Annotated in this window: 13 protein-coding genes and 1 pseudogene; 10 read left to right on the top strand and 4 right to left on the bottom strand. The window is 63.4% G+C overall.

Translation table 11 applies throughout. The features are described from left to right. Positions 1-52: 52 nt before the first annotated feature. Both ASD00_RS31760 and ASD00_RS31755 read right to left on the bottom strand, forming a co-directional pair. On the bottom strand, positions 53-394 hold the full coding sequence (locus ASD00_RS31760) for a PAAR domain-containing protein (RefSeq protein ID WP_057211096.1): 342 nt from the start codon (positions 392-394) through the stop codon (positions 53-55). Between the two features lie 173 nt (positions 395-567). After that, complete coding sequence (locus ASD00_RS31755; RefSeq protein ID WP_057211094.1) at positions 568-1362, bottom strand: helix-turn-helix transcriptional regulator; 795 nt, start codon at positions 1360-1362, stop codon at positions 568-570. Between the two features lie 128 nt (positions 1363-1490). Here ASD00_RS31755 and ASD00_RS31750 point away from each other — a divergent pair, with 128 nt between their 5' ends. The 7 genes and pseudogenes from ASD00_RS31750 to ASD00_RS31720 all read left to right on the top strand — a co-directional run bounded on the left by ASD00_RS31750 (position 1491) and on the right by ASD00_RS31720 (position 9053). After that, complete coding sequence (locus tag ASD00_RS31750; RefSeq protein ID WP_025427820.1) at positions 1491-3080, top strand: ABC transporter substrate-binding protein; 1590 nt, start codon at positions 1491-1493, stop codon at positions 3078-3080. 122 nt (positions 3081-3202) lie between these two features. Next, positions 3203-5197, top strand: coding sequence for a CocE/NonD family hydrolase (locus tag ASD00_RS31745; RefSeq protein ID WP_057211091.1), 1995 nt, complete (start codon positions 3203-3205; stop codon positions 5195-5197). 66 nt (positions 5198-5263) lie between these two features. Then, on the top strand, positions 5264-5758 hold the full coding sequence (locus ASD00_RS31740) for an HPP family protein (protein WP_057211088.1): 495 nt from the start codon (positions 5264-5266) through the stop codon (positions 5756-5758). Beyond that, a pseudogene (locus tag ASD00_RS31735) lies at positions 5755-6320 on the top strand (TetR/AcrR family transcriptional regulator). Before ASD00_RS31740 ends, ASD00_RS31735 begins: the two are co-directional and overlap by 4 nt. A gap of 139 nt (positions 6321-6459) precedes the next feature. Further along, positions 6460-6921 (top strand): SRPBCC domain-containing protein, encoded by a 462-nt coding sequence (locus ASD00_RS31730; RefSeq protein ID WP_025427823.1) that lies wholly within the window; start codon positions 6460-6462, stop codon positions 6919-6921. Next, complete coding sequence (locus ASD00_RS31725) at positions 6914-8509, top strand: MFS transporter (protein WP_234907748.1); 1596 nt, start codon at positions 6914-6916, stop codon at positions 8507-8509. Before ASD00_RS31730 ends, ASD00_RS31725 begins: the two co-directional genes overlap by 8 nt. A 124-nt stretch (positions 8510-8633) precedes the next feature. Beyond that, the gene (locus ASD00_RS31720) at positions 8634-9053 is read left to right on the top strand and encodes a GFA family protein (protein ID WP_025427825.1); all 420 of its coding nucleotides are present in this window, start codon (positions 8634-8636) and stop codon (positions 9051-9053) included. A gap of 12 nt (positions 9054-9065) precedes the next feature. Here the strand turns inward: ASD00_RS31720 and ASD00_RS31715 are convergent, their stop codons facing one another. Then, positions 9066-9467 (bottom strand): ACT domain-containing protein, encoded by a 402-nt coding sequence (locus tag ASD00_RS31715; RefSeq protein WP_025427826.1) that lies wholly within the window; start codon positions 9465-9467, stop codon positions 9066-9068. A 232-nt stretch (positions 9468-9699) separates the two neighbouring features. Here ASD00_RS31715 and msrA point away from each other — a divergent pair, with 232 nt between their 5' ends. Next, positions 9700-10377, top strand: a complete 678-nt coding sequence (msrA, locus tag ASD00_RS31710; protein ID WP_038577286.1) for a peptide-methionine (S)-S-oxide reductase MsrA — start codon at positions 9700-9702, stop codon at positions 10375-10377. Between the two features lie 43 nt (positions 10378-10420). Here msrA and ASD00_RS31705 read toward each other — a convergent pair whose 3' ends face one another. Then, positions 10421-11344 (bottom strand): alpha/beta hydrolase, encoded by a 924-nt coding sequence (locus ASD00_RS31705; RefSeq protein WP_082523796.1) that lies wholly within the window; start codon positions 11342-11344, stop codon positions 10421-10423. A 160-nt stretch (positions 11345-11504) separates the two neighbouring features. Between ASD00_RS31705 and ASD00_RS31700 the strand changes: the two genes are divergently transcribed. Together ASD00_RS31700 and ASD00_RS31695 are read left to right on the top strand one after the other, a co-directional pair. After that, positions 11505-12413 carry a LysR family transcriptional regulator gene (locus tag ASD00_RS31700; RefSeq protein ID WP_025427829.1) on the top strand — a complete coding sequence of 303 codons (909 nt, stop codon included), beginning with the start codon at positions 11505-11507 and terminating at the stop codon, positions 12411-12413. A gap of 205 nt (positions 12414-12618) precedes the next feature. Continuing rightward, the gene (locus ASD00_RS31695; protein WP_025427830.1) at positions 12619-13779 is read left to right on the top strand and encodes an ABC transporter substrate-binding protein; all 1161 of its coding nucleotides are present in this window, start codon (positions 12619-12621) and stop codon (positions 13777-13779) included. The last annotated feature ends 106 nt before the right edge of the window (positions 13780-13885 follow it).

Here is a 13885-nt window from a genome sequence, read left to right as displayed (position 1 = left end):
CCCTCTCCCCGCCTGCGGGGAGAGGGCTAGGTTGGTCAAGACGATCCAGCCGTCACTTCACCTTGCAATCGACATCGCCCAATCGTTGCGCCGCTTCGCCCTCAAAGGTCACCGACGGCTCCGCCTTGGCGGTGCAGTCGCCGGTGGCGCCACTGCCTGACCGGAAATGCACGACCGGCTGCCCTTCGATCATGATGCTCGGCACCACCTCGTAAAGCTCCGGCGGACAGTTGGCGACGTCGGAGAGCCGAAGCGCCGGCTGGCCGCCGATCATGACGCTGGTGGAGCCGGAAAGCGCGCAAGCCGGGATGGGCGGGCGCGCATCTTCGGCGGCAGACGGCATGGCCGAGACCGCGAGCAGAAGTCCAGACATGGCGATATCTGCAGATTTCATCAGCTTCTCCTTCGACGGTGCAGACGCGGAATGCAACGCAATCTAGAGCATGTCGCGCAAAAGTGCGCAGCGGTTTTGCGATAACGACATGCGTAGAAACAAGAACTTAAAGCGCAGCGAGCAAACCTGGAGATCGCGATGCGCTTTAAGTCGGCAACGCCGCGCACGCTATCTCAATAATCGGTCGGCACCGTCAGCACGTCGGCATCAGGCGTTTCGAGAAAGGCCCTGACCGTCGAGGGCATCTGCCGCGAGCCTGTGGCCAGCACGCCGCAGCGCGACAGCATCTGCCGGATATCCGGCTCCTGGCCGAGGGTGCGCCAGATCATCCGCGAGGCATAGGGCAGGTTTTCCTTGCGCCAGGAAACGCCCATGGTCGTGCCGCGCAGATAGACGCGCTGATGCACTTCGAACGGCATCAGGATCGTCTGCGACAGCATCGGCTGGCGCCCGACGCTGCGCTCGGCGATGAAGATGCGATTGCGCCAGAAGGTGACGAGGCCGACATATTTCGAAAACTGCTGGATTTCGTTGGCGGCATCGCGGATGCGCTCAATCGACTTCACCCGGATCGATCCGCTCTCCTCGTGAATGCGGGCGCAGGAACAGACGACGCGGCCGGGCCACGACGGCGAGAGATGGTAGGTCTGGTAATAGCCGATATGGCGGCGAAGCCCGGCCAGATCACCGGGAAATCCTTCAAGCAGCAGCCCGGCTTGCGAGCGGTCGCGATCGGGCCTGACCATGCGGGCTTCGAACAGTTTCGACGACAGGGAAAAGTCCTGCGCCTGCAGCCCGAAGAAGCTGGCGATGCGCGCGACATTATGCGCCGACGGCCGCGCCTCGCCACTGATGTAGCGGTTGAACTGCTGACGGTTGATGCCGATCTCGCGACAGATCTGCGAGATCGAGCGCCGCGTCGCGCAGGCGAAACGAAGATTGGCGGCAAAGTTGTCGGCGTCGTGCACGAGCGGCTCCCAGCGATCCGGAACAGATAGCGTAAAGTCGCGTAAATCAGCGTCAAGTCGCGAAATTGTGCAACCCGCCGCAGCCGTTAGGTTTTCCCTTGAAACAACACTTCAGAGGGAACCTGCATATGAGCGAATTCACCAAGCGTCCCGACGGCCTCATCGTGCCGACAGGCATCAACCGCCGCGGCTTCCTGGCGGGCACCGCGGCCCTCGGTCTGGCGGCAGGCTTGGGCGGCACGATGGTTGCGGGCGATGCACGCGCCGAGGAGCCCAAGCGCGGCGGTCACCTGAAACTGGGCCTGAAGGGCGGCGCCACCACCGATACGCTCGATCCCGCCGGCTATAGCGGCTCGGTGTCCTTCGTCATCGGCCACCTCTGGGGCGACACCCTGGTCGAATCCGATCCGAAGACCGGCGCGCCGCTGCCGGCACTGGCCGAATCCTGGGAGCCCTCGGCGGATGCGTCGCAATGGACCTTCAAGATCCGCAGCGACGTCAGCTTCCACGACGGCAGCAAGATGACCATCGCCGATGTCATCGCCACGCTGAAGCGGCATTCGGACGAAGGCTCGAAATCAGGTGCGCTCGGCTTGATGCGCTCGATCAAGAACATCGAGGAAAAGGCCGGCGCGCTGGTGCTGACACTGACCGAAGGCAATGCCGACCTGCCGCTGCTTCTGACCGACTATCACCTGATCATCCAGCCACGCGGCGGCGTCGACAATCCCGCCTCGCCCATCGGCACCGGCCCCTACAAGCTTGCAAGCTATGAAGCCGGCCTGCGCTCGACCTTCGAGAAGAACGCCAATGACTGGCGCCAGGACCGCGGCTTCGTCGACAGCGTCGAAATCATCGTGATGAACGACACGACCGCGCGCATCGCCGCGCTTTCCTCCGGCCAGGTGCATTTCATCAACAACATCGACCCGAAGACGGTGCCGCTCCTGAAGCGTGCGCCGCGCGTCGAGATTCTCCGGACCGCCGGCAAGGGCTTCTACAGCTTCCTGATGCATTGCGACACGGCGCCCTTCGACAACAACGACCTGAGGCTCGCACTCAAATATGCGGTCGACCGACAGGCGATTCTCGACCGCGTTGTCGGTGGTTTCGGCACGCTCGGCAACGACTATCCGGTCAACGAGAACTATGCGCTGGCGCCCGAGGGCATCGAGCAGCGCGCCTATGACCCCGACAAGGCCGCCTTCCACTTCAAGAAATCGGGCCACGACCGGCCGATCCTTCTGCGCACCTCGGATGCCGCCTTCCCCGGCGCCATCGACGCCGCGGTTCTGTTCCAGGAAAGCGCCAAGAAGGCCGGTATCGAGCTCGAAGTGCGCCGCGAGCCGGAGGATGGCTACTGGACCAATGTCTGGAACGTCCAGCCGTTCTGCGCCTCCTACTGGGGCGGCCGGCCGACGCAGGATTCACGCTACTCCACCTCCTATCTCTCCAGCGCCGAGTGGAACGACACGCGCTTCAAGCGCGAGGACTTCGACAAGCTCCTGCTTCAGGCCCGCTCGGAGCTCGACGATGCCAAGCGCAAGGAGATGTACCGTACGATGGCGATGACGGTGCGCGACGAGGGCGGCCTGATCCTGCCGGTGTTCAACGACTACGTGAACGCCGCTTCCGCATCGCTGAAGGGTTTCGTCCACGACATCGGCAACGACCTTTCGAACGGCTATGTTGCCAGCCGCGTCTGGTTCGACAGCTAAGAACACGGTTTCGCGTACGGAAGTGCGTAAAAACAATGCGTTAGAGCATTTCCAGCAGAAGTGTTTAGCGGTTTTGCGTCTGGAAACGCGTAAGAACAATGAGAGTGAGCGGAACAACCGATATGTCAGAGCGTGAATTCACCCTGATCGAGAACGAGTGGATCCGATTGAAGGACGGCACGCGGCTTGCCGCCCGCATCTGGATGCCGGATGGCGCCGACGCTGAGCCGGTGCCGGCCGTGCTCGAATACCTGCCCTACCGCAAGCGCGGCGGCACGAGTCTCCGCGATGAATCGACCTATCCGGTCTTTGCCGCCGCCGGCATTGCCGGCGTGCGCGTCGACATTCGCGGCTCGGGCGAATCCGATGGCGTCATCGATGGCGAATATACGCCGCGCGAGCTTTCCGACGGCTGCGAGATCATCGAATGGATCGCCGCCCAGCCGTGGTCGAATGGCAAGGTCGGGATGATGGGCATCTCCTGGGGCGGCTTCAACTGCCTGCAGGTGGCAGCCCTCAAGCCGCCGGCGCTGAAGGCGGTGATCTCGATCGCCTCGACCGTCGACCGCTACAACGACGACATCCATTACAAGAATGGGTGCCATCTCTCCGCCCAGCTTTCCTGGGCGGCGACCATGCTTGCCTATCAATCGCGCGCGCCCGACCCTGCGATCGTCGGCGACCGCTGGAAGGAGATGTGGCTGGAGCGCCTGGAGAACGAACCCTACTTCATGGAGGAATGGCTCGAGCATCAGCGCCGCGACGCCTTCTGGCAGCACGGCTCGATCTCGGAGGATTTCGGCGGCTTCGACACTCCCGCGCTCGTCATCGCCGGTTGGGCCGACGGTTATCGCAACACGCCGCTGAAAGCCGTCGAGGGCCTCGGCGCAAAGGCCAAGGCGCTGATCGGCCCCTGGGTGCACAAATATCCGCATTTCGCCTGGCCAAAGCCCCGCGCCGATTTTCACGGCGAGGCGATCCGCTGGTGGAACCGTTGGCTGCGCGACGAAAAGAACGGCGCCGAAGGCGGACCGCAGGTGCGCGCCTATATCCTCGACGGCCCGCGCCCGGCCGTCCGGCGCGACAACGACCCTGGCCGCTGGGTCGCCAAGGACGTCTGGCAAAAGCCGGAGATGCAGGTTCTCGGCATCACGCTCGACGGCAGGCTTTCCACCGACGCCAAAGATATGGGCACCGGCGAGGTCTATCTGAAATCACCGCTCGATACCGGCACGGCTTCCGGCGAATATTTCACCCTGAAACCCGATGCCGAAATGGCCGGTGACCAGCGCATCGACGATGCCGGAGCGCTGACCTTCGAAACGCGGCCGCTGCTGGAGGCTGAAGACTATCTCGGCCAGCCAAGCCTCTCGGTCGATGTCACCTGCCCGGCCGACACGGCCAACCTTGTCGCCCGCATCGTCGACGTGCACCCGGATGGTACCGCCACCCGCATCGCCTTCGGCGTGCTCAATCTGGCGCATCGCGACGGCAATGCCGAACCGCGGGCAATGGAAAAGGGTCGCCGCACGCGGATCACACTGGTGCTCGACGCCTGCGGCTATCGCGTGCGCGCCGGCCACCGCATCCGGCTGTCGCTGTCGACGTCCTACTGGCCGATGATTTTGCCGCCGCCTGATGATCCCGGCCTCACCATCGACACAGCGAGCCTGACGCTTGCCCTTCCGCTGCTCGGCCAGCACAACGAGGTCGTCGTGCCGGAGCCGGAAAATCCGGATCCGCTGCCGAAATACATCGAGCGGACGGCCGGCAGCACCAGCCGCACCGTCGAACGCGACATGACCAACGGCGTCACCCACTATCGCATCTACGAGGATGGGGGCTTGAGCGAGCATCCGGATACCGGGCTCGCGACGCAGGACATCCGCGACGAGACCTGGTCCATCGCTCCCGACAATCCGCATTCGATGATCGGCACCTCGACCTGGACCTGCATTTCCAAACGCGAGGGCTGGTCGGTGCGCACGGTCTCGACCTCGGTTCTCACCTGCGATGCCGACGACTGGATCACCGAAGCCAAGATCGTCGCCTATGAAAACGACGCGCCCATCTTCGAGAAGAGCTTTGCCAAGCGGGTCGCACGCGACCTGATGTAACACCGTCTTGGCTCCAAAAGCGTATGACTGCACCAATCGGTAAACATTTTACTGATAGTTACAGTCGTGCGCCATTTCTTCAATTGCCACCAACCTGCCGTCCATATCGGCCGCGGCCTCGTTGCCGGCATGGGTGGCCTCGTGGCCATCGCCGCCGTCGGCGCGCTCACCAATATCGTCGGCGAACCGCTTCTGATGGCGCCGTTTGGCGCCAGCTGCGTGCTGATCTTCTCGGTCGCCGGCAGCCCGCTCTCCCAGCCCGCCAATGTCGTCGGTGGACATTTCATCGCGACGCTGGTCGGCCTCGTCATGCGCGCAGTCTTCCCCAATGAGTGGTGGGCGGTCGGCCTTGCGGTCGGTGCTGCGATCGCGCTGATGGCAGCGCTGCGCATCACCCATCCGCCGGCGGGCGCCACTCCGCTCGTGGTCTTTGCCAGCGACCCCGGCCTCGACTTCCTGCTTTTCCCCGTTCTGACCGGCTCATTGGTGCTGGTTGCGGTTGGAACGCTGTTTCATCGTTTTGGCAAGGTCGAGTATCCGCTGCCGAGGAAACCCGCATGAGCCGCGTCGTCGCCGAGCGCCAGGACGTCATCGCCACGCTCGCGGAGGTCTTTCGCGAACACGGCTATGATGGCGCGAGCCTCAACCTGATCACCGAGAAGACCGGGCTCGGCGGGCAGCCTCTATCACTTCTTCCCTGGTGGGAAGGAGGAGATGGCCGAGGCGGTGCTTGGCGACATCGCCCTATGGTTCCAGACCAACATATTCGACCTGCTGCGCAACAGCGAAAGGCCGGCGGCTGCGATCGACGACATGTTTGCCTCCGTCGACAGCTACTTTCGCCGGGGACGCCGCCTCTGCCTGATGGGCGTCATTGCCCGCCAGCGGCGCCCATGATCGCTTCTCCGTCGAGCTCACCCGATACTTTGCCGATTGGCGGACTGCCCTCGCCGAGGCGCTCGGCCGCCAGGGTATCGCCGAGAACGAGCGGCAGGCGCTGGCCGAAGAAGTGATCGGCGGCATCCAGGGGGCACTCATTCTTGCCCGCAGCCTTGGTGACGCCGAAGCTTTCGGCCGCGTGCCCCTCCGCCTTAAGGGCCGATGCACCCTGTCGCATAACTGACAAAAATCAGATCTCAGGCCTCGGCCGCCTTGACAATTCCCCGCGCGCCCAGTTATTAACCATCAAGTTAAATAACTTTCAGGTTAAAGAACGGCCGCGCCAAGCGACAGCGCTGGCTGCGGGAGGAATTGTTATGGCAATGACCAGTGAAAACGCATCGCGCGAACACAGACTGAGCCTCGAAATCACCAGGATCTTCGATGCGCCGCGCAGCCTGGTGTTTAGGGTATGGTCAACGCCCGAGCATGCCTTGCGCTGGTGGGGACCGCGCGATTTCAGCCCGCACTCGCTGACGATGGATTTCCGCCCCGGCGGCGCCTGGCGCGCCTGCATCCGTTCGCCGGAAGGGCGCGACTATTGGATGGGCGGCGTCTATCGCGAGGTGATCGAGCCGGAGAAACTCATCTTCACCTTCGCCTGGGACGAAGAAGGCAAGCCGGGTGCCGACACGCTGATCACCGTTTCATTCGTCGATGTCGGCGGCAAGACCCGTCTGACCTTCCACCAGACCCCCTTCGACAGCGTCGACGAGCGCGACTCGCACCAGGAAGGCTGGGGCGAGTGCCTCGAAAGACTGGAGGAGTATCTTTCCGATGTCTGAGACAATGACCACCGCGGACAACACACCGGGCCCGAAGGCCACGCGGCGGGAGTGGATCGGCCTTGCCGTCCTCGCCTTGCCCTGCATGCTCTATTCGATGGACCTGACGGTCCTGAATCTCGCGGTGCCGCAACTGACCGAGCAGCTGAAGCCATCGGCCTCGCAGCTCCTGTGGATCGTCGATATCTACGGTTTCATGGTGGCGGGCTCTCTGATCACCATGGGCACGCTTGGCGACCGCATCGGCCGGCGCCGGCTCTTGATGATCGGCTCCATCGCCTTCGGCATCGCCTCGGTGCTGGCCGCCTTCGCCTGGAGCGCCGAAACGCTGATCCTCGCACGTGCTGTCCTCGGCGTCGCAGCAGCAACCTTGGCGCCCTCGACGCTGTCGCTGATCCGCAACATGTTCCTCGATGACAAGCAGCGCACGCTGGCGATCGGCATCTGGATCGCCAGCTTCTCCGCCGGCGGCGCCATCGGCCCTGTCGTCGGCGGGCTGATGCTGTCTCAGTTCTGGTGGGGTTCGGTGTTCCTGCTCGCGGTGCCTGTGATGATCCTGCTTCTGATCCTCGGTCCCATGCTGCTGCCGGAGTTCCGCGATCCGAATGCCGGCCGGCTCGATTTCATCAGTGCCGGACAGTCGCTGGTTGCCGTGCTGTCGGTAATCTATGGCATGAAGCGCATCGCCGAGGACGGTCTCGACGTCACCGCCGTGTTCTTCATCCTGCTCGGGCTGACCGTCGCCATCCTGTTTGCCCGGCGCCAGAGCCGGCTTGCCGATCCGTTGATCGACCTCGCCTTGTTCAGGACCCCGGCTTTCAGCGCCGCCCTCGGCGTTAATATTCTCGGCCTGTTCGTCGGCTTTGGCGCCTTCCTGTTCGTGGCGCAGTATCTGCAGCTCGTGCTCGGCCTGTCGCCCTTCGTCGCCGGTCTCTGGTCGGTGCCGACAGGGGTCGCCATGGTGCTCGGTTCGATCCTGGTTCCGTCGCTTGCCGCCCGCTATGCCGCCTCGAACCTGATTGCTGCCGGCTTCGTGCTGACCGCCATCGGCTTTGCGATCTGCACCCAGGTCGAAACGACGAGCAGTCCGCTGCTCGTCACGACGGGCCTCGTCGTTCTCTGCCTCGGCTTTGCGCCAGTGGGCACGCTGACGACGGACCTGATCGTCGGCTCCGCCCCGCCGGAGCGCGCCGGCGCTGCATCGGCGATCTCGGAGACGAGCTTCGAGTTCGGCGGTGCGCTCGGGATCGCCGTGCTCGGCAGCATGCTGACATCAGCCTATCGCACCCGCATGGACGCCGTGATCGTCACCGGCCTTCCGACTGAGACCGTGGAGGCCGCACGCCAGACGCTTGGCGGCGCCGTCGCCATCGCCGAGCAACTTCCGGGCGAGCAATCCGAACGGCTGCTCAATGCCGCCCGCGACGTGTTCACCAATTCGTTTGCCTTCACCGCATCGATCTGCGTGGCCCTGTCGCTGCTGACGGCACTGCTCGCCTTCCTGCTCTTGCGCAAGGCAACCGGTGACGGCGCCGACAGCGATCCGGCAATTGCCGACGAGGCGGAGGCCTCGGTCAAAGCCGGATAATAACCGGCGTCCGCACAACGGACGCCAACACATAAATCGCATCAACGTTCAACTCGCCAGCGTCGTTTCCCCGGTCGAAAGACCAGGGACAGCCGACGACTGTCCAAAGACAGGAGCCCGTCCGATGAAAAAGCGCTATCGCGGCAGCTGCCACTGCGGCACCGTTGAGTTCGAATGCCAGCTCGACCTTGCCGAAGGCATCCGCCGCTGCAATTGCAGTTTCTGCGCCAAGACGCGCATGCAGAAATCCTTCGCGCTGCGCGACGAGTTTGCCATCACCAGGGGCAAGGAGGCGTTGACGAGCTATCGGGCGGAGCCTTCGAACTGGCGGGAGGGCGACGTCGATCACTACTTCTGCAGCCGCTGCGGCATCCGGCCGTTTTCGCGCGGCTATCTCGAGGATTTCCTCGGCCATTTCTACGCCGTCAACGTCGCCTGCGTTGACGGCGTCAGCGACGAGGAACTCGGCACGGCACCGATCATCTACGAGAACGGTCGTCACGACGACTACGAAAACCCGCCGCGCGACATCCGCTTCATGTGATCGCCGAGGCGATCAGGCCGGGCTCAATGCCAGCAGCGCCTCGAGCGCACGCTCGGCATCGGCCTCCGGCACGAAGATGTGGTCATGATAATAGGCGGCCACGACGTTGGCACTGATGCCCTCCCGCGTCAGCGCCGTCGCCACCGCCGCCGTCAGCCCGACCGCCTCAAGCGCCGAATGCACATTGAGCGTGATGCGGCGAAGCAGCGGACCATAGGAAAGGCCGGCCGCATCGGCAGCATGACGCTCCAGGATCAGCGTCAGCCCCTCGTCCTCGCGATAGGTGGCAAGCGGCTCCACCGGCATGTAACGCTGCGCCTCGTCATGGGGCACGGTGCAATAGACATAGGTCTGCGGAAACAGAACCGGCGCCATCGTCGCCAGCAGCTTCGTCAAATCCGTTTCGCCAGCCATCACCCCTCCTCTAACCTTCCACAGTCCCCGCTATGCGGGATCAAGTCGCCAATGCAGTGGTAGCGGATCGTCACATTGCCGTGAAGCACGCTCTTGCGATTTGCATTCGGCCGGGTCCGCGAAAAACATGGGTTCACACGGCCGCCGCCCGAACGCGGCAGAGGAAGCAACCATGTCTTCGACACGCAACATTCTGCCGTTCGCTCCGGCTATCAACCACCATCTCTGGCTGATGGCTCCGGCACTTGCCATCTGCGCCGCCCTTTCGATTGCGCCCTCAGCCCGCGCCGCCGAACCGGCCGTATCCATTCCCCCGCCGTCGCTGGATGAGAAAGCGGCCAGCGGTCCGGAAACGGCGGTATTTGCCGGCGGTTGTTTCTGGGGCGTCCAGGGCGTCTTCCAGCATGTGAAGGGCGTGACCAACGCTGTCTCGGGCTATGCCGGCGGCAGCCGCGACACGGCGTCCTATGAGGCGGTCAGCAATGGCGACACCGGCCACGCGGAATCGGTGGAAGTGACCTACGATCCGAGCCAGGTCAGCTACGGCAAGCTGTTGCAGATCTTCTTCTCCGTCGGCCACAACCCGACGCAGCTGAACTATCAGGGGCCGGATCACGGCACGCAGTATCGTTCGGCTCTGTTCGTTGCCACGCCGGAGCAGAAGAAGATCGCCGAGGCCTACGTCGCCGAGCTCGGAAAATCAGGCGTCTTTCCGACCGAGATCGTCACCGAGATCGCGCCGCTGAAGGGCTTCTATGTCGCGGAGGGCTACCATCAGGATTTCCTGACGCGCAACCCGACCTATCCCTACATCGTCTACAACGACATGCCGAAGATCGAGAGCCTGCGCAAACTGTTCCCGCAGAGCTTCCGCCCCAATCCGGTGCTGGTGTTCAAGGCGAAGAGCTAGCGCGTTTCCGCCCGCAATTGCGCTCCGGTGAAAACTGGAGCGTTCAGCCGGTTCCGACAAGCACCGCAATACCTTCGGCCAAGCGCCGAAAGCCTTCGCGCGCACCCTCACTCATGTGCCGTGCCCGCAGCCAGGCGTGGATCATCTGCGGCTCTTCGCGAAAGGTGACGTTGACGCCGGCCGTCGCAAGCCGCGCGGCATAGAGGCGCGCGTCATCGCGCAAGGGGTCGAAATAGGCACCAGCGATATAGGTCGGCGGTAAGCCGGAAAGATCCTTCTCCGCCAGCGGCACCGCAAACGGGTCGTCGGCCGGCGCCTGCAAAATCTTTCGGTAGTAGCTGGTATCGGCAGTCGTCAGTCCCGGCGCATCGGACATTTCGAGATAGGAACCGGAAGCCAGGTCACCGCCGAGGCCAGGATAGATCAGCGCCTGCCCGACGATACCAGACACCCCGTCCGCCCGGGCCTTCAACACGATGCCTGCGGTCAGGTTCCCGCCGGCACTGTCGCCGACGACCACCACCGGTCGGCCATCGGCCACCAGGAAATTCAAGACCGCGTAGCAATCCTCGAAGGCGGCTGGCCAGACGTGGTCGGGCGCCAGCCGATAATCAACCGACACCAGTTCTGCCCTTGCGAAATCGGCAAGCTCGGCGCAGATGGCGTCATGGCTGTCGAGCGAGCCGACGACCCAACCGCCGCCGTGAATGTAGTAGATTCGGATGTCGGTCGAAACGCTCGCCGGCCGATAGCGCCGGATCGGGATCCGGCCGTCGACAAGCTCGTCCTCGCGCGTCAGCCCCGCCGGCGACGGCGCGTCGAACTCTGCGCAGAGCGCATCGTACCATTTGCGCTGCTGTTCGATCGACGCATCGACCGCATCGGCGGGATAGAATTCTTCGCAGCGCCGGTGAAAGGCGAGGATGCCCTCCTCCGTCGGCATCGGTTTCGATACAGCCTGATCCAAAGTCCGCCTCCCTGATCTCTCCGGCGGAAGTCTAGCAGCAGGCCGCCGGTCTTCTATCCGGAAACCGACATAACCGGACAAATCCCGCCGCAGTTGCGTTGTCGGGGACGATCTCTTGGCAGCGCTTGCAAGCGCGCCTCCACAACGATTAACTGCACGGATGGCCTTCACCTTCAGACAGTTGCAGTATTTCGTCGCCGTCGCCGAGCAAGGCTCGATCACGCGGGCGGCGCAGAACCTCTCGATCTCGCAATCCTCGATCACCGAGGCGATCAAGGAGCTTGAAGGGGACCTCGGCGTCGAGCTGTTCGACCGGCATCCGCGCGGTCTTTCGATCACCCACAACGGCCATCAGTTCCTGCGGCATGCGACCAAGATCCTCTCCGATGTCTCCGACGCCCGGCGCAGTTTTTCCGACAGCCGCGAGGAAACCGGCGGCAAGCTCAATCTCGGCGTCACCTCGCTGGTTGCCGGTTACGTCCTCTCCGACCTGCTCGCTCGCTATCGCCGCGCCTGTCCCGGCGTCGATGTCAGTGCCATCGAGGACAACGGCTCATATCTCGAACACCTGCTGATCGGCGGCGAACTCGACGTTGCCGTCATGGTCATTTCCAACCTGCGCGACCGCATGGCGCTGCAGGCTGAGATTCTCGAAACCTCGCCCTATCGCCTCTGGCTGCCGATCGGCCATCCGCTTGTCAGCGCCGACATCATCTCGATCAGCGATATCGCCAAGGAGCCGCTGATCATGCTGACGGTGGATGAAATCGAGGAGAACACCGGCAAGCTGCTGTCGGCGCTCGGCGCCCGCCCGCATGTCGCCTTCCGCACCCGCTCGGTCGAAGCGGTGCGCAGCCTGGTGGCGACTGGCGCCGGCATCGCGCTCCTGCCCGATCTCGTCTACCGCCCCTGGTCGCTTGAAGGCGACCGCATCGAGAGCCGCGACGTCTCCGGCGCCCTGCCCGTCGTCCAGGTCGGCATGGTCTGGCGCAAGGGCTCCAGCCTGCCGCAATCGGCCCGCGATTTCGTCGGCATAGCCGAAGCGCTTCGCAGCGCCCGGCCGCGCTAAAAATCCCGGTGCGATCCAGAACCACGAGTAAAATCATGTAGCTACTCGGCATTTGCCGGGCACGTTGGAGCCTTGACACGGCCCTGATATCGGTAAAACCGATAGCGGCATTCTGATTAATGAATTTGCGAATGCGGAGAAATCAAGGCACGTTTCAATCTGGGAACGAAGCCGTAAAATGCGGCTCAAAATTGGGAGAATTCAGATGAAGCAGATCCTGAAATCCTGCACCGCGCTGACGTTGTCGCTCGGCCTCGTGGCGCCCGCCTTGGCGCAGGAGCCGCTGAAGGAACTGGGCAAGGGCGAAGGCGAACTGTCGATCGTCGCCTGGGCTGGCTACATCGAGCGCGGCGAGACCGACAAGAACTACGACTGGGTCACCGATTTCGAAAAGCAGACCGGCTGCAAGGTCAGCGTCAAGACGGCCGCGACCTCCGACGAAATGGTGGCGCTGATGAACGAAGGCGGCTTCGACCTCGTCACCGCCTCGGGCGACGCCTCGATGCGGCTCGTCGCCGGCAAGCGCGTCCAGCCGATCAACACCGATCTCATCCCCAGCTGGAAGACGATCGACGAGCGCATGCAGAACGCGCCCTGGCACACGGTCAACGGCGTTCACTACGGCACTCCCTATGTCTGGGGTCCGAACGTGCTGATGTACAACAAGGATGCCTTCAAGGGCGAAGCGCCGAAGAGCTGGAACGTCGTCTTCGAGGAAATGAACCTGCCCGACGGCAAGTCCAACAAGGGCCGTGTCCAGGCCTATGACGGCCCGATCCATGTCGCCGACGCCGCCAACTACCTGATCAAGCACAAGCCCGAGCTCGGCATCAAGGATCCCTACGAACTCAACGAAGACCAGTACAAGGCAGCGCTCGATCTGCTGCGCACCCAGCGCACGCTCGTCGGCCGCTACTGGCACGATGCGATGATCCAGATCGACGACTTCAAGAACGAAGGCGTCGTCGCCTCCGGCTCCTGGCCGTTCCAGGTCAACCTGATGGAAGCCGAAAAGCTGCCGATCGCCTCAACCATCCCGGAAGAAGGGGTCACCGGATGGGCTGACACCACCATGCTGCACGCCGAAAGCGCCCATCCGAACTGCGCCTATATGTGGATGGAGCATTCGCTGTCGCCAAAGGTCCAGGGCGACGTCTCTGCCTGGTTCGGCGCCAACCCGTCCGTCGGCGCAGCCTGCAAGGGCAATGACCTTCTGACCGACGCCGGCTGCAAGACCAACGGCTACGAGGACTTCGACAAGGTCAAGTTCTGGAAGACGCCGGTGACGAAATGCGCAAGCCAGGGCGAATGTGTGCCTTACCACCGCTGGGTCTCCGACTACATCGGCGTTATCGGCGGTCGCTGAGCCGCCACGACCATATCGCAAGCATCGCCCCTCACCCTGACCCTCTCCCCGCACGCGGGGAGAGGGAACGCCCCCGGCAAACCCGCCGGGTGAGCTTTGGGCGAGA

The organism is Ensifer sp. Root31 (assembly GCF_001424825.1).
In the GTDB taxonomy this organism is placed as follows: domain Bacteria; phylum Pseudomonadota; class Alphaproteobacteria; order Rhizobiales; family Rhizobiaceae; genus Ensifer; species Ensifer canadensis.
Note: the sequence above shows the minus strand (reverse complement) of the source record. Positions and strands in the feature narration are given on the sequence as shown.